Origin of the sequence: Daejeonella sp. (assembly GCF_044232565.1) — a bacterium.
Lineage (GTDB): Bacteria > Bacteroidota > Bacteroidia > Sphingobacteriales > Sphingobacteriaceae > Daejeonella.
The window spans coordinates 1-19,638 of the sequence record NZ_JBIILQ010000023.1 but is presented as its reverse complement, the minus strand read 5'-3'; the positions used below and the strand labels follow the sequence as shown (position 1 = coordinate 19,638).

Below are 19,638 nucleotides of genomic sequence, written 5' to 3'. Positions count from 1 at the left end.
CATTTACTGAACCACTAACACCAGCTAAATTATTCTTCTTAGTGATGATATTAATAATTCCAGAAGTTCCTTCAGCATCATATTTAGCTGATGGTGATGTAATTACCTCAACATTTTTGATTTGATCGGCAGGAATTGCTTTTAATGCATCTGCCATATTGTTTGCCATCGAGCCAGAAGGCTTTCCATTGATTAATACTCGAACATTCTGACTTCCGCGAAGTGACACATTGCCTTCAAAATCAACGGATAACAATGGCACTTTACGAAGCACATCTGTTGCATTTCCACCCGCAATAGCAATATCTTGCTCCGCATTATATACTAATTTATCAATTTTGTTTTCAATAATTGGAGTAGTTCCTGAGATAACCACCTCATTTAACATTTTCTGATTAGGTGATAAAAGGATGCGTCCAAAATTTAAATCTGGCTTTGCCGGAGTGGTCTTTACCGAATCAATAATTTTTGTCTGATAACCTAGAAAGGCAATCGTAACACGATAAATTCCAGCAGAAATATTGTCTATTTTAAAGGAACCCTTTTCATCAGAAAGTGAGCCATTTGTTGTTTTTACTGAACCCGTTCTACCCAAAGAAATAGTAGCATAGTCAATCGGTTTAGAAGTTAATGAATCAATGATAGTGCCTGATATTCTGCCGGTTACAGCAGGAGCAGCAGCACCCATACCTTGTGCAGAGGCAAAATTGATTCCTGATATTAAGGTTATTATTAATAAAAAGTATTTCATGTAATTGTTTTTTGAAAATTAGTCGCGAAAATACGCTCTTTGTTACAACAATTGAGATTTCAATTGTTAAATGAAAGTCAAATCGATTTCGGCAGAACGCGAAATCTTTTTGTGCAAATAAATTGCATTTGAATGAATCGAGGATGAAATTAGGTTCATCCTCGATTCAAAGGTATAATTTAGATAACCAGATTAATTATTTTCCCTTTTACGAAAATAATCTTCTTTGGTGTTTTATCTTCTAAATATTTCTTTAGATCTGTATTGGATAGAACAATTGCTTCCACTTCCTCCTGACTTAAGCTCAAGGAAATATTCAAGTTCATTCTAGTTTTTCCGTTTACAGAAATTGGATAAGAGAACTCATTCTCAACCAAGTATTCAGGATTAAATAATGGATAATTAGCCACAGAAAGCGTACCTGGAACATTTCCAAGTAAAGTCCAAAGTTCTTCAGTTATATGAGGAGCATAAGGTGCAAGCACAATAACTAAATCCTCAATAATCTTTCTCTTATTACACTTCAGATCTGTTAATTCATTAACACAAATCATAAAGCTTGAAACTGAAGTATTGAATGAGAAGCGTTCAATATCTTCCTCCACCTTGCGAATGATTTTGTGAAGTGCCTTATATTCAGCCTTAGAAGGCTCATCTTCAGACACATTGAAATTAAAGTCATCGTCGTGAGCCAGCTTCCAAAATTTACGCAAGAATTTGAATACCCCTTCAATCCCATTGGTATTCCAAGGTTTGCTTTGTTCTAGCGGACCAAGAAACATTTCGTACATTCTGAGGGTGTCGGCACCATGGCGTTCAACGATATCATCGGGACTAACCACGTTGAATTTGGATTTCGACATCTTTTCAACTTCTACCCCACAGATATATTTACCATTTTCAAGGATAAATTCCGCATTGGAAAATTCTGGTCTGAACGACTTAAATTTTTCCAAATCAAGGATTTCATTTTGCACGATATTTACATCCACATGAAGCGCTGAAGTGGCATAGTCGGATTTAAGTCCATGAGAAACAAATTTATTAGTCCCGCGCCCATCACCATCAATAATACGATACACAAAATTAGACCTACCCTGGATCATTCCTTGGTTAATCAGCTTCTTAAATGGCTCTTCTTCAACAACATAACCCAAATCTTTTAGAAATTTATTCCAAAAACGACTGTAAAGCAAGTGCCCTGTTGCATGCTCAGAACCACCAATATACAAATCCACATCTTTCCAATAGGAAATAGCATCTGCCGGAGCAAAAACATCTTTTTTTCGATCTTCTTCGGAAGCCATATAGCGGTACCAATACCAGCTTGAACCTGCCCATCCCGGCATGGTACTCAACTCAAATTCAAACTCTCCTTTATATTTCCAATCTTCAGCTCGACCAAGAGGTGGTTCTCCACTCTCTGTAGGTAAGTATTTATCTACCGCAGGTAAAACGAGAGGCAAATCAGCTTGAGCAATTAAATGTGGTAACCCTTCTTCGAAATAGACGGGTACAGGTTCGCCCCAATAACGCTGGCGACCGAAAATAGCATCGCGCAAGCGGAAATTGACTTTTGCTTTTCCTGCACCTAATTCCTCCAGCTTGGCAATCATTTTCGCTGTTGCCTCTTTGTATTTAAAACCATTTATTATACCAGAATTGATATAAAGCCCCTCTTTTGTAGGATCTGCCTGCAAATCAAGATCAACCTGAGCATCAGAAATTGCGACAATTGGCAATCCGAATTTGGTAGCAAACAACCAATCGCGTTGATCACCCGAAGGAACAGCCATAACAGCTCCCGTACCATAACCAGCAAGCACATAATCAGCAATCCACACTGGAATTGGAGCCCCAGTTATTGGATGTTTTGCATAACTTCCTGTGAAAGCACCTGAGACTGTTTTTGTATCCGCCATGCGGTCGAGCTCCGTTTTTTTCTTCGTTTGCTCAATATAACTTTGAATTTCTTGTTTTTGACCTGGGGTAGTTAAGCCTTTAACAAGTTCATGCTCTGGAGCCAAAACTAGGAAAGTTGCACCATACAAAGTATCCACTCGCGTAGTAAATACCTCAATAAAAGCAGCTAGATTTAATTCAAAACGAACTAAAGCACCTACACTCTTGCCAATCCAATTGCGCTGCATTTCTTTGAGTGGATCTGGCCAATCTATCGTATCTAAACCTTGAAGCAAACGGTCAGCATAAGCAGTAATTCGCATACTCCACTGCATCATTTTCTTTTGTTCAACTGCATGACCACCACGCTCAGAGTAACCATCCTTAACCTCGTCATTAGCTAGAACGGTCCCCAAGGCTGGACACCAATTTACCGTACTTTCGCGCAAATAAGTTAGGCGATATTTTAGAAGTTCAGTTTGCTTTTCGGCATCAGATTTTGAGTTCCACTCCTCAGGGCTAAATTTATCCACATCATCATCACATACCGCCATTAGTCCGAAAGAGCCAGTTTTTTCAAATTTCTTTGTCAGCTCTTCAATATTTTCTGCCTTATTGCTTTCGAGATTATACCAAGAGTTGAACAAAAGCATGAAAATCCATTGAGTCCATTTATAATACTCCGGATCACTGGTTCTAACTTCTCTACTCCAATCGAATGAAAAGCCCAAATTATCGAGCTGCTCACGATAACGATTAATATTGGTTTCGGTCGTAATTGCAGGGTGCTGTCCAGTTTGAATGGCATATTGTTCTGCAGGTAAGCCAAAAGAATCGTATCCCATGGGATGCAAAACATTAAATCCCTTCAAACGTTTATAACGTGAAAAAATATCGGAAGCAATATATCCTAGCGGGTGCCCAACATGCAATCCTGCACCGGAGGGGTAAGGAAACATATCCAGAACGTAGTATTTTGGCTTTTCCGAAGCATTTTCAACCTTAAAGGTTTTATTTTCGGCCCAAAACTTTTGCCACTTCTTTTCTATATCTCTAAATTGATAATCCATTGTTAAATTATATTCGCGAAAATAGTAAAATCTGCGGTTTTTTAGAACCAAAAGCTGCAACAAATTCCATTTCAGACTAGTTTAAGGGGCAATTAACAAATTTTAACAAAGTTTAACGGCTAAATAAGGTCAGATAAACGCATATTATTTACCTTTACAGCTGAAATCATTATTTTAGTACCATAATATTTACTCATGGAAGAATTTGAAAGTAGTAACTCAAGTAGAAAAACTAAAACTCTTTACGTCTCAACAGTAATCAGTATTGCGCTGGTTTTATTAATGACGGGGCTATTGGGACTTATTTTAGTGCATGCAAAAAACCTTTCAAAATATGTTAAAGAGAATATAGTGCTAAACATTATTGTGAATGAGGGAGCAAAAGAAGTAGATATTACCGCCCTTCAAAAGCAGTTGGATGCCAATCCATATGTACTCAAAACTCAATATGTAAGTAAAGAATTGGCTGCGCGAAACTTAACCAAAGACTTAGGGGAAGATTTTGTTGACTTCCTAGGATATAATCCTCTTTTATCATCCATAGATGTGTACCTGAAGGCTGATTATGCTAATAATGAAAGTATCCAGAAATTTACTGCAACAATAAATAAAAACGCCTTGGTAAAGGAGGTTGTATATCAAAAATCATTGATTGACATGGTTAATCAAAATATACAGGGAATTGGCTTAGTCATTTTAGCCTTTGCATCCATTTTATTAATTATTGCAGTGGCCTTGATTAATAATACCATCAGATTAGCCATTTATTCACAGCGCTTCCTTATTAAAAGCATGCAACTTGTGGGTGCAACTAAAAGCTTTATTCGCAAGCCATTTTTAAGCTATGGGATTCTTCATGGATTATTGGGTGGCTTAATTGCAATAATTTTATTGCTCATAACACTTTATGTGGCACAACAGCAAGTTCCAGAAATGATTATTCTGCGCGATTGGTTCGAATTTAGCATGGTATTTATTGGCGTAATAATCCTAGGGGTTTTAATTTCAGGATTAAGCACCTATTTTGCTGTGAGCAAATTTCTACACTTAAAAATTTACGATCTTTACAAATAATGACACAAAAACCAACACCTACAAAAGAAAGCCAGCACGAAGCGTTTGTGTTCGGAAAAGCAAATTATCGCTTATTAATTTTAAGCATTTTATTGGTTGTTAGCGGGTTTATTTTAATGATCGGCGAAACGGATATTTACGAATTCCGAAAGATTATTCTCGCGCCTATTGTTGTTTTAGCGGGCTTCGGACTAGGTTTTGTGGCAATTCTAAAGAGACCTGCAACGGAAAAATAATGACTATATTTCAGGCAATCATTCTGGCTATTATTGAAGGCCTGACTGAGTTTTTACCGGTATCTTCTACCGGTCACATGATTATTGGATCATCCATAATGGGAATTCAATCGAATGAATTTGTTAAGCTTTTTACGGTTGCAATTCAATTAGGAGCAATCCTCTCCGTAATAGTGCTCTATTTCAAACATTTTTTTCAATCGGTAGGTTTTTATTTCAAACTTTTGGTCGCTTTTCTTCCAGCTGTATTTTTTGGGCTCCTTCTCAGCGACAAAATTGACCAGTTGATGGAAAGTCCGCTGGGTGTTGCCATTGCCCTCCTTATTGGTGGAATTATACTCCTATTTGTCGATAAGTGGTTCAATGATGGAACCATCGACAATACCAATGACATCACATACGGCACGGCGCTAAAAATTGGCCTTTTTCAATGTATTTCCATGATACCTGGAACCTCTAGATCGGCCGCAACTATTGTTGGGGGAATGTCACAACGACTTACAAGAAAAGCAGCAGCCGAATTTTCATTCTTCCTTGCTGTTCCTACCATGTTTGGTGCAACAAGCAAAAAATTATATGATTTCTATAAAGATGGATACCAAATTAGTGGCGATCAGATCAATTTACTAATTATTGGCAATGTGGTTGCTTTTCTAGTAGCCATGCTTGCTATCCGATATTTTATCGCTTTCCTGCAAACTAAGGGTTTCCGACTTTTTGGTTGGTACCGCATCATTGTGGGTGGAATTATTCTTATTCTGCTTCTTTCAGGATATGATCTTCACGTTATCTGATGAACGCAAATAAAGAAAAAGGATTCCCGGAGTTTAATTTTGCTGAGGGTGAAATGCTGCTGATTAATAAGCCTATTACGTGGACAAGCTTTGATGTTGTAGGAAAAATTAGAAATTCATTTAAGCCATTAAAGTTAAAAGTTGGGCATGCTGGCACATTAGATCCTTTGGCTAGCGGATTACTAATTATTTGTACTGGAAAGTTCACCAAAAAGATTGATGAATATCAGGCCCAGGAAAAAGAATATACTGGAACGATGGTACTTGGTGCCGGAACACCATCCTATGATATGGAGACTGAAGTGGATGAAATATTCGACATCAGCCATATTAATGAAGAAATGATTAGGGCAAATACAAAACAATTTATTGGCGCCCTTGATCAATACCCACCGGCACATTCCGCAATTAAAGTAGATGGTGAGCGGCTTTATTTAAAAGCCCGGAGAGGAGAAACTGTGGAGTTAAAGACCCGGAGTGTAAGCATCAGCGAATTTGAAATAACAAGAATAGCGCTTCCGGAGATTGACTTTAGGGTGGTTTGCAGCAAAGGGACTTACATTCGTTCTTTGGTGCATGATTTTGGCAGAGCGATGAGTAATGTGGCCTATTTGAGTGCCTTACGCCGGACAAAAAGCGGTGATTATCAAGTAGATAATGCATTTGAAGTAATGGAGCTTGTTAATCACATACGACAATTGAAAGATCAGGCATTACTAAAATAATCTTTAATTTTATCCGCCTAAACAACATGAAGATCTACACCCATATCGACGAATTTAAGCAGATTAAAAATGCGGTGCTAACCATCGGCACTTTCGATGGGGTTCATGTTGGGCATCAAAAAATAATTAGTCGCCTGAAGGAGGTAGCACTTCAAAAAGGTGGCGAAACCGTAATTCTAACTTTTTTTCCGCATCCACGGATGATTCTTCATCCTGACGATTTAAACATCAAGCTAATCAGTACGATGAACGAAAAGGCAGAACGTCTTGAAAACCTAGGTATTGATCACTTAATCATCACCCCTTTTACCCGCGATTTTTCCAATTTAAATCCGCAGGAATATATTAAAGACGTTCTCGTTGAAAAAATTGGTACCACTCACATTATTATTGGCTATGATCATCGTTTTGGCAAGGATCGAAGTGGAGGATTGAAAGAACTTCAGAACCACGCCTCAGAGCTAGGTTACGATGTGGAAGAAATTCCTGAGCAAGATATTGATGATGTAGCAATTAGCTCCACAAAAATCAGGAATGCATTGCTTAATGGCGATGTAAATACAGCTGAAAGTTTTCTGGGCTATCCCTTTCAACTCAGCGGAAAAGTGATCAAAGGTGATCAAATTGGCAGAAAAATAGGCTTTCCAACGGCAAATTTATTTATTGAAGAAAGCTATAAGCTAATTCCAAGTGATGGCATTTATGCCGTTAGCGTAGATTTCAAAAGTGGCCAATTAAAAGATAAAAGCGCCAAAGGGATGGCTTATATTGGCCATCGTCCAACAATCAATGGCATGAGCCGAAATATTGAAGTCCATATTTTTGATTTTGCCGATGATATTTATGGTGAGACAATCCGTTTAAATTTCCTGAAATATTTACGTGATGATCAAAAATTCAATTCCTTGGATGAATTGAAAGAACAATTAGGCCGGGATGAGGTAAAGGCACGAATGATTTCGTAGGGACAGGTCGCGACCTGTCCTTATGAATCGCGAACGTATCACGATGAATCGTAACCGTATCACGATGAATCGTAACCGTATCACGATGAATCGTAACCGTATCACGATGAATCGTAACCGTATCACGATGAATCGTAACCGTATCACGATGAATCGTAACCGTATCACGATGAATCGTAAATAATCGTTTTAAGGACAGGTCGCGACCTGTCCCTACGGATCGCAAATAACCATTTACTAAAAAATATCCACCGTTCGCAACAAAATTTCCTTTAAAAACGCTGTTTTCTATAGATTCCCTATCAAAAGCTTCATAACATTTAGACATTTCAGTAATGGAATCTAGAAAAAGGAATAGAAAGCAAGATTTTGATTATTCAAAGGATGGGATATATTTCATAACAGCCTGTTGCAAAAAAAGAATACATCATTTCGGAGAGATCATAAATGGCGAGATGCAATTAAACGAATTTGGAATAATTGCCCACAATCAAATTTTATGGATTGAAAAACAATATACATATGTTGAATTGCATAATTTCGTGGTTATGCCCAATCATGTTCATATTTTATTCGAAATCGTAGGGACAGGTCGCGACCTGTCCCCCCATTCCCCCGAAATAGATTATGCTGGAATCTCATCAATAAGCGACGGATCGTCGCTCATTGATGGTACGAGGACAGGTCTCGACATGTCCCTAAGGAAGATAAAATCCATATCATCATTAATTGGGGCATATAAAACCACGTCATCAAAATCAATTCATTTGGCAGGGAATGATGATTTTTTCTGGCAAAGATCATTTTATGATTCTATTGTGCTTGTTACAAAACAATATGATACCATTTATAATTATATAACAGAAAACCCTAAACGATGGATCAAGGATATTTTCAACCAAGAAACTAACCCCAATTGCTAAGAGGGTTAAATAAGCAGGTCTAATATTTCTTTTGACCAATATGCTAGAGGGAATTCGCAATACAATTTTTGCCTCCAATTTACTTCAAGCCTCCACCAATCAAACAATTGATAAGTAACAAAACCCACTAATAAAAAAAGCCACCCCTTCCGGAATGGCTTTATCTTATTTTATTAAACTATTAAGCTTGTTTTGCAAGTTGAATATTAATATTCAATTTGATATCATCACCCACAACTATTGCTCCAGCTTCGGTAATACCATCCCAAGTTAAACCAAATTCTTTACGGCTAATTTTACCTGTAATCTCAAATCCTGCTTTTTCATTGCCATAAAAATCGGTTGCAACTCCACCAAACTCAACATCCAATTTTACTTGCTTGGTCACATTTTTAACAGTTAAATCACCTGTAAGAACGTATTCATCACCATCTTTCTTAAATGAAGTAGATTGAAAAGAAATTTTAGGGAACTGATCAGCATCAAAAAATTCTGCTGATTTCAGATGTACATCACGCTGCTCCTGATTAGTATCAATGCTGCTTACATCCATTGAAAAATGGATTGATGCATCCTGAAAATCTGCTGTAGATGTTTCAAGCGACCCTTCAAACGATTTAAAAGTTCCAGTTACCGTTGAAATAACTAAGTGCTTCACCTTAAAGTGAACCTCCGAATGCATTGGGTCAATAAGCCAATTTGTTTTTAAGACTGAATCCATTTTTTATATATTTTAGGTTATTAATTTATTCCAGAACACAAATATACTAAAATAGATGTTTAAACATTTAATTCAATAATTATTTCTTATTTTAAAAGAAAAGGATGTCAATGGAGGGAAAAAGAGTCTTCGAACGATTAAAATGTCAAAAATGATTATATTATTCTTTAGTTTTTCTTAAACATAGCATATAATCTCCCCCAATTCAAAGGATTATTTAATGATATCAATGGAATAATTAATTTCCACGCCACCAGCAACAAGCATATCATGTACCGAGCAGTATTTTTTAACTGCTAATTCTGCGGCACGTTCAGCTTTTGCGGGATCAATATCCCCCTTGAGGGTAAAATGCATATTAATTTTAGTGAAAACCGGTGGCAATTCCTCCCTACGCTCCCCCTCCACACTCACCGATATATCCTGAAGATCTTGCTTTTGCTTCTTTAAAATAGAAACTAAATCTAATGAACTACAAGAAGCCAAAGCCATTAAAACCATCTCCATCGGCCTCACACCTAAACCCTCTCCACCAATTTCTGGCGAACCATCAATATGAACCTTTACATTTGTTGAAGGTGCCGATGCCTCAAAGTGCACTGCATCATTTACTCTCTTTAATTCTACTTTCACGATCGTCTATTTTTCAGGCAATTTAAAGAATTTAATTTATTATGCATTCGCACGAAACATCATTGCTCAAACAGTAAGGTTAGTCTGCGGACCGAGCAAAATAGTCCCACCATTCAATTTATTTTCCTGATAAAGATCAAAAGCTTTGCTTCGCTAATCTGAGGATTGATTGAGTGCACCTGTTAAATCATTGAGGATATCATCAATATCCTCCAATCCAACAGAAATACGGATGCTCCCAGGAAAAATTCCAATTTGAGCACGTTCGGCATCACTTAATTTAGAATGTGTTGTTGAAGCAGGATGTGTAACTATCGAACGGGTATCCCCAAGATTTGGCGACAATCGGATCATTTCCAGGGCATCCATAAAACGCTTTGCACGATCAAAACCGCCCTTAACGATAAATGTAACAATCCCTCCACCCTGTTTCATCTGCCGCTTTGCCAATTCATATTGAGGGTGTGATGGTAGGAATGGATAGCGCACAATTTCTACTTCAGGATGTTGCTCCAAAGTTTCTGCCACTTTCATGGCATTACTGCAATGCCTATCCATACGTATTGCAAGAGTTTCAAGACTTTTAGAGATGGTCCATGCATTGAAAGCCGACATGGCAGGACCCGTATGCCTGATAAAAAACATGAGCTCCTTCATCAAATCTTTTCGTCCAACCACCACTCCACCAAGTACCCTTCCTTGTCCATCCATGTATTTTGTGGCCGAGTGACTCACTAAATCGGCACCAAAAAGAATAGGTTTTTGTAGGTATGGTGTTGCAAAACAGTTATCTACATTCAGAATAAAATTATATTTTTTCTTTAGCTGACCCAGCCATTCCAAATCTACTAGCTCCAAACCAGGGTTTGAAGGTGTTTCAAGAAATACCATTTTCGTCTCAGGACGTAAAGCAAGTTCAAATTCTTCAGGCTTAGAGGCATCTACATAGGTGGTGGTGATTCCCCAGCGTGGTAATAGTTGCGTAAAAAGCTGATGTGTAGATCCAAATATGGAACGAAAGGCCACAATATGATCACCACTTCGCAATAAACCGGCGATAGATGCAAATACCGCTGCCATTCCCGAAGAAAAAGCTAAACCTGCTTCAGCACCCTCAAAATCGCGAACTTTTTCAATAAATTCAGTGGTATTGGGATTAGAATAACGGGAATAAATATTCCCTTCAATCTCATCAGCAAACATTGCTCTACCATGCTCCGCATCATCAAATACAAAGCTGGAAGTCAGATATAAAGGCACAGAATGCTCTCTGTTTGATGAACGTTCCGCTTGAGTACGAATTAGTTTTGATTGCTCTTTCATTTTTAATGGAGATTAAAGGCTAAAATACTTAATAAAATAAAAACAGTCCAATTATTCCTCAAATCTTGTTTAACTGAAATTCTTCTTACAAGTTAATAAATCGATTTTTTCGGAATTGTTTTCAAGTTAAAAAGTGCTAATCTAAGATTGCTCATCTTTTTCTATTAATGAACTCTTTTTAAGCAATTTACTGACCCTGAGGAGTAAAAACACAGAAATAATGGATAAAAAAACAATAATATAGCCTAGTGTGTCATAATGCTCTAGGGGACTAAATTTATCTTTTTGCACAATAACCATACCTCCAAATGCCGCTGCTAATCCGCCGGCAATTTGCTGCAGTGAAGCATTGATTCCCATAAATGCACCTCGATCTTGTTTTTCGGGCAAAGCGGAGCTCATAGCTACTGCAGGTACCATTCTGCTCATAATTCCGACCATGAAACCTAAGTTCATGACAATCACTATCCAAAAGGCTACGGGACCAAGATTAGTATAAATAAGCACCACAATGCTGAGCAAAATGGAGGCTATGGTAAAAATTGTAAACTTATCATAACGATCACTAAGTTTTCCGATGATGGGCATAATCATCAAGGCCGTAATCCCCGAAACCATGTATAAAATTGGAAGTTGCTGACTACTTACGTGTAAATTATTAATGGCGAAGGCACTTCCCCAAGGCATCATCATAAATCCACCTAAGGAAAGAAAGGAAGTAGCCAAAAATCCGATTCTATATTTCTTTTGGGACAAAGTATGCCAAAGGTGTGCGAAAGCATTGCGCTCAGATTTAATTTTGAGATGCTCTTTTACTGGTTTGAGTTTTAGATGGATGAACAAGCAAATACCAATTGCTAAAGCTACAATCATAAAAAACGGCGAAGCCCAACCCCAGTAGTTAGCGATGTATAAACTAATTGGGATTCCCAGAACCTGACTCGCCCCAAAACCCATTTGAAGATAGCCAATTACCCTGCCTCTTTTTTCAATTATGAATAAATCGGTAACGATTGCCATGGAAATAGAACCGATTACCCCGCCAAATAAGCCTGTAACAATCCTTGCTGCCAAAAGTTGAGGATAACTTTCTGCCAATCCACAAAAAAGCGTTCCTCCAATAAAACCCACATAAAAAAAGAGCAATAGTTTTTTCCGGTCAAACCGATCAGCAAATCCAGCAGTAAGTAATCCCGAAATACCCGCACTAAATGCATAAGCCGAAACACTCAATCCAAATTGAGTAGTACTAAGTCCCATAGATTTCATCAACATATCTCCCAAAGGAGACATGACCATAAAATCGAGTACTACTGTAAATTGGGTTAAAGCCAAAAGTACAACAACAAAAATTTCATAAGCCGAAAGCTTGAAGCTATTTAATGGTTTCTCGTTGCTTAGGGTCATGCTATTCGTTGATATTTTCTAGAAATCCTGCAATATACGCTAAAAAAGGCTTTCTTACTTCCAAAATACCAATAATTGGCAATTTGTGCATCAATAAATAAGAGAATAGCATCTTTGCATAATATGCCTAATTAAATAATATATACTATATTTAATCAAACAGTTTATTATGAATAGAATTATAATCTTGCTATTTCTAAATTGCCTTAGCAGCACCCTTTTTGCACAAAATCCAGCTCCCAAAAAAGAGAAATTTCTTTATTATGGTAAAGCGCATTTTATAATTGAAGGAAGTGGAATCCCTGAAGTTGAGAAGGAAAGCCCCTACGATAGACTTCCCCTATCATCGAAAGAAAAAGTTAGAAAAGCAGTTTGGGATCTCTCCAAAAATTCGGCAGGAATTACAATCAGATTTTTTTCAAATTCAAGTCAGATTAGAATTAAATGGGACTTATTAAATGATACCCGAATGAACCACATGGCCGAGACGGGCATTAAAGGGGTAGATTTGTACACACGCATAAATGGTGAATGGAAATATGTGAATACTGGTAAACCGACTGCAAATAACAATGAAGCTTTATTGGTAAGCAGCCTACCTCAAGAAAATCGTGAATTTAAAGTCTGGCTACCACTTTACGATGGCGTTACTAAATTGGAGATCGGAATAGACAGTCTGGCAAGCATAGAAAAACCTATTGCAAGCAATAAATTGCCTATTGTTTTTTATGGAACAAGCATCACTCAGGGTGGATGTGCCTCACGCCCGGGGATGGCCTACACGACCATTATTTCAAGAAAATTGGATGTCGATTGTATCAATTTAGGCTTTAGTGGCAATGGAAAAATGGAAGATGCCGTGGTGGATGTTATTGGCGGTATCAAAGCCTCATTTTATGTGATTGATTGTCTGCCAAACATGACGGTAGCGGAAGTTAAAGAGCGGGTATTTCCTCTTGCACAAAGCTTGAGATCAAGAAATGCGAATACGCCAATCGTATTTGTAGAGAACATTGAATATTCTAAAATATTTTACGAAGAAGCGACGAGAATACTAATTCAAGATAAAAATGACGCTTTAAGAACTGCGTTTAACAATCTGAAAAAAGAAGGCATGAAAAACATTTTCTTTATCCCTGCTAAAAATGCAATAGGGAATGATAATGAAGCAACAGTGGATGGAGTTCACCTTACCGACCTTGGTTTTATGAGAATGGCCGATCACTTAATCAATGAGTTCAAAAAAAAGAATATCCGAATAAAATCCGAATAATTTAAGGAGCAAAACGATTGTTTTGCTCCTTAAATTAATTAAATCGCTCTTTCAAGAAACTTCCAGTAAAAGAATTTTTCTCTTTTATTAAGTCTTCAGGTAAACCTTCAAATACAACAGTACCTCCATTGTTTCCACCCCCGGGACCAATATCAATGACCCAATCAGCACATTTGATTACATCCATATTATGTTCAATCACAATAATAGTATTACCCTGTTCAATAAGTGCATCAAAAGATTTCAGCAGTTTCTTGATATCATGAAAATGGAGTCCTGTAGTTGGCTCATCAAAAATAAAGAGGGTTTTACTGCTATTATTTCCTTTAACCAGGAATGAAGCTAGTTTAATACGTTGCGCTTCACCACCGGAAAGCGTATTTGACGATTGCCCTAAGTGAACATATCCCAATCCCACAGCAGCTAAAGGCCTGATTCTTGCACTAATTTTAGGCTCCGATTGAAAAAATTCAAGTGCTTCATCAATGGTCATATCTAGAACTTCAAACACATTTTTATCCTTGTAAGTGATATCTAGAACATGTTGTTTAAAGCGTTTTCCATCGCAGGCCTCGCAAGGAAGATAGATATCGGCCATAAACTGCATTTCAATCTTCACTTCACCTTCACCCTGGCAAGTATCACATCTTCCACCCTCCACATTGAATGAAAATGCAGATGGCTTTAAACCCGATGCCTTTGCTGCCCCCTGAGAAGCAAATAAATTCCGGATCTCATCCCATGCCTTCACATAAGTAACAGGATTAGAACGTGAAGAACGGCCGATTGGATTTTGATCTACAATTTCTACTTGCTCAATTTTATTAAAATCCCCTTCAATAGAGTCGTAAGCCCCTGTTTGCTCACCCGAATAATTACCAATTGCCTTTTGTACAGCCGGTTGCAAAATACGTTTTACTAGAGAAGTCTTCCCAGAGCCCGAAACACCCGAAACTACACTTAACACATTGAGTGGAAACTTAACATCTACATGTTGAAGATTATTTTCCCTAGCTCCCTTTATTTCTATAAAATCGCTCCACTTTCTGCGTGTTGGAGGGATAGCGATGGCTTGTTTACCACTTAGGTATTGTCCGGTGAGACTCTCCTCCGACTTCAATATTTCAGAAAAGGTACCTGTAAAAACTAAATTACCACCATGAGTACCCGCTTCGGGACCGATATCAATGATATGATCAGCAGACTTCATGATCTCTTCTTCATGCTCAACCACTAAAACCGTATTTCCAACATCGCGCAGCGACAAAAGCACTTCTATAAGACGCTGTGTATCACGTGGATGCAAGCCTATACTAGGCTCATCAAGCACATAAACAGACCCCACAAGAGAGCTTCCTAAAGAAGTTGCCAGATTTATACGTTGCGATTCACCACCCGAGAGCGTATTTGATAATCTATTTAGCGTTAAATAGCTCAATCCAACATCATTTAAGAATTTAATGCGGTTGGTAATTTCCATCAAAAGACGTTTTGAAATCTTTATACGCATAGGATCGAGCTCTAGGGAAGAAAAAAACTCGAGTGCCTTATCTAGCGGCATTAAAACAATGTCGGTAATGGAATGATCTGCAATTTTGACATTTGAAGCATCCTGTCGGAGTCGGCTGCCAAGGCATTCGGGACAATTTGTTTTTCCGCGATACCGAGAAAGCATCACTCGGTATTGGATTTTGTAGGTTTGGGCTTCCAACTCCTTGAAAAAATCATCTAATCCGCTGAAATATTGATTGCCCGACCAAAGCATTTTTTTTTGCTCTGCCGTCAACTGACTGTAGGAACGGTGAATAGGAAAATCGAATTTCAAGGCATTTTTAATTAGTTTATTCAACCATTCGCCCATTTTTTCGCCCCTCCAAGGAGCAATGGCACCATCAAAAACTGATTTACTCTTATCGGGAACAACAAGATCCTCATCGATACCAACAATACGACCATAGCCCTCACAACGCTTACAAGCACCAAAAGGATTATTGAAACTGAAAAAATTTGGTGATGGCTCCTCAAAGCGGATGCCATCGAGTTCAAAACGATCGCAAAAAACATGCTTCTGACCCTTCACATCGAGGTAACAATCGCCACGACCCTCAAAAAAGGCTGTTTGTATCGAATCTGCTGTGCGGCTTAAGGTTTCTTCATCATCTGCCACAGATACCCGATCAATTACAATTTGGATAGCAACATCATTACCAGATTTAATGTTTCCGCTGGATTGATCATCCAAAATGTCCTCAATTTTGGACAATTTATCATTCATTAAAACGCGTGTAAAACCTTTTTGAAGTAAAACAGCAAGCTCCTCCTTCAAAGAGCGATCATTATGAGGGTGTAAGGGGCATGAAACAGTCACCTGTGTGCCCTCTTCGAGACTAGAGATAAAATTAATTACGTCGGTAACCGTATCTTTTTTTACTTCCCTGCCCGAAACTGGAGAGATGGTTCTTCCTATACGTGAAAAAAGCAATTTTAAATAGTCGTATATCTCAGTTGACGTTCCCACCGTTGAACGGGGGTTACTAGTGATTACTTTTTGCTCAATAGCGATAGCAGGAGCAATACCTTTGATATAATCGACATCAGGCTTATTCATACGCCCCATAAACTGTCGGGCATAAGAAGATAAACTCTCCACATAACGCCTTTGTCCTTCTGCGTAGAGCGTATCAAAGGCTAAAGACGATTTCCCAGAACCAGACATTCCAGTAATAACAACGAGTTTATTTTTAGGAATAGCAACATCAATATTTTTTAAATTATGAACCCTCGCTCCCTTAATAATAATATATTTCTTGGGGTCTTTTTCCGCTTCTTTGTCCATTGTAAAAGTAAAAAGTTTTTATCTCGTATATATTGATACACTCAATATTTCGAAATGCAAAAATACGGCTATAAGAACTTATTTCAGAACGATGATCAATTATTATTTGATTTTGGCAAAATTATTGCTTTGATAAGATATTGTATAATTTCATTTTCAAACTAAAGGAGCGATTCTATCGATTAAACTATACGCTAACAGATTCATTAACTATACTAATAAGAATTTAAAAATGAGTACTATAGCTATTCGTTCGATAAGTGACCAGGATTTGGTACAACAATACATCAAGGGAAATGAGGCTGGCCTTGAAGAATTGATACGTAGGCATAAATCGAAAATTTATACCTCCATTTATCATCTAGTAAAAGATTCCAGTTTAGCCGAAGATATCTTTCAAGATACCTTTATAAAAGTTATAAATACCCTCAAGACCTCCAAATATAATGAAGAGGGGAAATTTCTACCTTGGGTAATTCGTATAGCTCATAATCTTGTGATTGATTATTTTCGAAAAGAGAAGCGGAAACCAATGGTGGCAAACGTAGAAGGCTTCGATATTTTTGATGTCATAAAAACGAATGATGAAAGCACAGAAGACCGAATCATAAGAGAACAAAACCATAAAGATTTAAGAATATTAATCCATTTACTGCCTTCAGAGCAAAAGGAAGTTCTAATCATGCGCCATTTTGGCGAATTAAGCTTCAAAGAAATTTCGGATATCACCGGCGTGAGTATCAACACCGCACTTGGTAGAATGCGATATGCCCTAAATAATCTACGAAAAATGATGCAGACTAAAGAATTAGCAATAGGTAATATTTAAAAAATATTTATTCTAGATAAAACATTCCTATCTTATATTCGTTTAATTTAATATTAAATTGCTTATGATGGAAATCTATACTCCAGAAACAAATTCATTACCAGAAATAATATCAGAATCAGACATGAATATAGAGGGTTTAAACGCGGAAGAACAATCATTTTATTCTTCAATTAAGCCAACTTTAAACGCCATGATTGAAGATCCACATAAGGAAATCGTTAGCAAAATATTAGATTATTCTAAATCAGTATAAAAATCAAAAAAGATCAATAGAATTTGGTCTTTTTTTGATTCTAAAATGACAATAATGTTTTATTGAGGCATATATTTGTGCTGTGTTAAGAAAAGACAGATATAAAGCCTTTGTTGAGTATTTCTCATCTAATCAGCCAGAAGCGGAGACCGAACTACAATACCAAAATCCCTATCAGCTTTTGGTAGCAGTAATATTATCTGCACAATGTACAGATAAAAGAATCAATCAGGTTACTCCTAAATTATTTGAACGATTTCCAACACCAGAAAGTCTTGCTCAGTCCACTTCCGACGAAGTTTTTGGATATATTCGGAGCGTAAGTTACCCAAATAACAAAGCAAAACATCTAGTTGGCATGGCTCAAAAGCTGGTGCATAACTTTGGCAGCGAAGTACCCTCATCCATTGAAGACCTTCAAACTTTACCTGGCGTGGGCAGAAAAACAGCTAATGTAATCGCCTCCGTAATTTTCAATGCTCCAGCCATGGCAGTTGACACCCATGTATTTAGAGTTTCTAACCGAATTGGTTTGACAAGAAATGCCAAAACACCTCTTGCCGTTGAAAAGCAATTAGTAGAATTTCTACCTAAAGAAAAAATACATATTGCGCACCACTGGTTAATTTTACACGGTAGATATACCTGTTTAGCAAGAAGTCCGAGATGTAACACATGCCCATTATCAAGCATTTGCAAATATTATGCACAGAGTCAGACAGAAGGTGCACTTAAAAAAGTGGAGGCGCTGGAATTAAAGAAAAAACGCGAATTAAAAAAGAAGCAAGCCGCTAAAAAAACAGGAAATATTTTAAAGAAAATGGCTGTTAAAAGAGAAAACAAGAATAAATTAGTCAATTAAATAATATATTAAAAACCGTTTACTAAAAATAGTCACACATTTTGATAAAATTTTTAGTATTTATAAATAAAATTTTTATTTTTGGGGACGATAAACTAAAAAAATGAGCAACGCAGATAAATTAAAAGCTTTACAGCTTACGCTGGATAAACTTGAAAAATCATACGGAAAAGGAACCGTAATGAAACTAGGAGATAATGCTGTGGAGGCGATTGAGTCTATATCAACCGGTTCCATCAGTCTTGATATTGCATTGGGTATTGGCGGTCTTCCAAAGGGTCGTGTTATTGAAATATACGGGCCAGAATCTTCCGGTAAAACTACTCTTGCAATACATGCAATTGCCGAAGCACAGAAAAAAGGTGGCATTGCAGCTTTTATTGATGCGGAACATGCTTTTGATAAATTCTATGCCAGCAAACTTGGTGTTGACATTGAGAACTTATTAATATCTCAACCAGATAATGGTGAGCAGGCTTTAGAAATTGCTGACAATTTGATACGTTCTGGTGCTATTGACATCATCGTAATTGATTCTGTTGCTGCCCTCGTACCAAAAGCTGAAATTGAAGGCGAAATGGGCGATTCAAAAATGGGACTTCATGCTCGTTTAATGTCACAAGCATTACGTAAACTAACTGGCACTATCTCAAAAACCGGATGTTGCTGTATTTTCATCAATCAGTTACGTGATAAAATTGGTGTAATGTTTGGAAGTCCTGAAACTACTACTGGTGGTAACGCCCTTAAATTTTATGCATCTGTACGTTTGGATATCCGTCGTATTTCTCAAATTAAGGATGCTGATGAAGTTTCTGGAAATAGAGCGAAAGTAAAAGTGGTGAAAAATAAATTGGCGCCTCCTTTCCGAATTGCTGAATTTGATATCATGTTCGGACAAGGCATTTCCAAGGCCGGTGAGATTATCGACTTAGGTGTTGACTTTGAAATAATTAAAAAAGCAGGATCATGGTTTAGCTATGGCGATACAAAATTGGGTCAAGGGCGTGATGCGGTTAAGCAATTATTGCTCGACAATCCAGACTTAATGGATGAAC

19 protein-coding genes are annotated in these 19,638 nt (G+C 37.4%); 11 read left to right on the top strand and 8 right to left on the bottom strand.

Going from position 1 to position 19,638, the window contains the following annotated elements; genetic code table 11:
* Both ACILQF_RS02635 and leuS read right to left on the bottom strand, forming a co-directional pair.
* Nucleotides 1-751 (bottom strand): carboxypeptidase-like regulatory domain-containing protein (locus ACILQF_RS02635; protein WP_395625863.1); only part of this gene is annotated, 751 nt, incomplete at its 3' end.
* A 179-nt stretch (nt 752-930) separates the two neighbouring features.
* Nucleotides 931-3,723, bottom strand: coding sequence for a leucine--tRNA ligase (leuS, locus tag ACILQF_RS02630; RefSeq protein WP_395625862.1), 2,793 nt, complete (start codon nt 3,721-3,723; stop codon nt 931-933).
* A 195-nt stretch (nt 3,724-3,918) separates the two neighbouring features.
* On the opposite strand from leuS, the gene ACILQF_RS02625 reads away from it, so the two are divergent.
* Genes ACILQF_RS02625 through ACILQF_RS02605 form a run of 5 tightly spaced genes read left to right on the top strand, consistent with a single transcriptional unit; the run spans nt 3,919 to nt 7,517 of the window.
* On the top strand, nt 3,919-4,797 hold the full coding sequence (locus ACILQF_RS02625) for a cell division protein FtsX (protein ID WP_395625861.1): 879 nt from the start codon (nt 3,919-3,921) through the stop codon (nt 4,795-4,797).
* A complete protein-coding gene (locus tag ACILQF_RS02620; RefSeq protein ID WP_395625860.1) occupies nt 4,797-5,033 on the top strand; it encodes a DUF3098 domain-containing protein in 237 nt (78 codons plus the stop codon). The genes ACILQF_RS02625 and ACILQF_RS02620 overlap by 1 nt, the downstream gene beginning before the upstream one ends.
* The gene (locus ACILQF_RS02615) at nt 5,033-5,827 is read left to right on the top strand and encodes an undecaprenyl-diphosphate phosphatase (protein WP_395625859.1); all 795 of its coding nucleotides are present in this window, start codon (nt 5,033-5,035) and stop codon (nt 5,825-5,827) included. Before ACILQF_RS02620 ends, ACILQF_RS02615 begins: the two co-directional genes overlap by 1 nt.
* On the top strand, nt 5,827-6,552 hold the full coding sequence (truB, locus tag ACILQF_RS02610; protein WP_395625858.1) for a tRNA pseudouridine(55) synthase TruB: 726 nt from the start codon (nt 5,827-5,829) through the stop codon (nt 6,550-6,552). The genes ACILQF_RS02615 and truB overlap by 1 nt, the downstream gene beginning before the upstream one ends.
* 26 nt (nt 6,553-6,578) lie before the next feature.
* Entirely contained in the window at nt 6,579-7,517 is a 939-nt protein-coding gene (locus tag ACILQF_RS02605) for a bifunctional riboflavin kinase/FAD synthetase (RefSeq protein WP_395625857.1), read from the top strand.
* On the opposite strand, the gene ACILQF_RS02600 is transcribed toward ACILQF_RS02605, so the two are convergent.
* Nucleotides 7,450-7,845 carry a hypothetical protein gene (locus ACILQF_RS02600; protein WP_395625856.1) on the bottom strand — a complete coding sequence of 132 codons (396 nt, stop codon included), beginning with the start codon at nt 7,843-7,845 and terminating at the stop codon, nt 7,450-7,452. The two genes, ACILQF_RS02605 and ACILQF_RS02600, sit on opposite strands and share 68 nt — an antisense overlap.
* 7 nt (nt 7,846-7,852) lie before the next feature.
* Between ACILQF_RS02600 and ACILQF_RS02595 the strand changes: the two genes are divergently transcribed.
* Nucleotides 7,853-8,440, top strand: a complete 588-nt coding sequence (locus ACILQF_RS02595; protein WP_395625855.1) for a transposase — start codon at nt 7,853-7,855, stop codon at nt 8,438-8,440.
* Between the two features lie 181 nt (nt 8,441-8,621).
* Here the strand turns inward: ACILQF_RS02595 and ACILQF_RS02590 are convergent, their stop codons facing one another.
* The 4 genes from ACILQF_RS02590 to ACILQF_RS02575 form a co-directional block, all read right to left on the bottom strand.
* Nucleotides 8,622-9,161, bottom strand: coding sequence for a YceI family protein (locus ACILQF_RS02590; RefSeq protein ID WP_395625854.1), 540 nt, complete (start codon nt 9,159-9,161; stop codon nt 8,622-8,624).
* 213 nt (nt 9,162-9,374) lie between these two features.
* Entirely contained in the window at nt 9,375-9,794 is a 420-nt protein-coding gene (locus ACILQF_RS02585) for an OsmC family protein (RefSeq protein ID WP_395625853.1), read from the bottom strand.
* A gap of 153 nt (nt 9,795-9,947) precedes the next feature.
* Entirely contained in the window at nt 9,948-11,117 is a 1,170-nt protein-coding gene (locus ACILQF_RS02580) for a trans-sulfuration enzyme family protein (protein WP_395625852.1), read from the bottom strand.
* 141 nt (nt 11,118-11,258) lie between these two features.
* Complete coding sequence (locus ACILQF_RS02575) at nt 11,259-12,524, bottom strand: MFS transporter (RefSeq protein ID WP_395625851.1); 1,266 nt, start codon at nt 12,522-12,524, stop codon at nt 11,259-11,261.
* Between the two features lie 169 nt (nt 12,525-12,693).
* Between ACILQF_RS02575 and ACILQF_RS02570 the strand changes: the two genes are divergently transcribed.
* Nucleotides 12,694-13,797, top strand: coding sequence for an SGNH/GDSL hydrolase family protein (locus ACILQF_RS02570; protein ID WP_395625850.1), 1,104 nt, complete (start codon nt 12,694-12,696; stop codon nt 13,795-13,797).
* A 34-nt stretch (nt 13,798-13,831) separates the two neighbouring features.
* Here ACILQF_RS02570 and uvrA read toward each other — a convergent pair whose 3' ends face one another.
* Nucleotides 13,832-16,633, bottom strand: a complete 2,802-nt coding sequence (uvrA, locus tag ACILQF_RS02565) for an excinuclease ABC subunit UvrA (RefSeq protein ID WP_395625849.1) — start codon at nt 16,631-16,633, stop codon at nt 13,832-13,834.
* 232 nt (nt 16,634-16,865) lie between these two features.
* Here uvrA and ACILQF_RS02560 point away from each other — a divergent pair, with 232 nt between their 5' ends.
* From ACILQF_RS02560 to recA, 4 genes are all read left to right on the top strand, one after another.
* A complete protein-coding gene (locus ACILQF_RS02560; protein ID WP_395625848.1) occupies nt 16,866-17,462 on the top strand; it encodes an RNA polymerase sigma factor in 597 nt (198 codons plus the stop codon).
* A 64-nt stretch (nt 17,463-17,526) separates the two neighbouring features.
* Nucleotides 17,527-17,718, top strand: a complete 192-nt coding sequence (locus ACILQF_RS02555) for a hypothetical protein (RefSeq protein WP_395625847.1) — start codon at nt 17,527-17,529, stop codon at nt 17,716-17,718.
* Between the two features lie 82 nt (nt 17,719-17,800).
* Entirely contained in the window at nt 17,801-18,580 is a 780-nt protein-coding gene (gene nth, locus ACILQF_RS02550) for an endonuclease III (RefSeq protein ID WP_395625846.1), read from the top strand.
* Between the two features lie 103 nt (nt 18,581-18,683).
* Nucleotides 18,684-19,638 (top strand): recombinase RecA (recA, locus tag ACILQF_RS02545; RefSeq protein ID WP_395625845.1); only part of this gene is annotated, 955 nt, incomplete at its 3' end.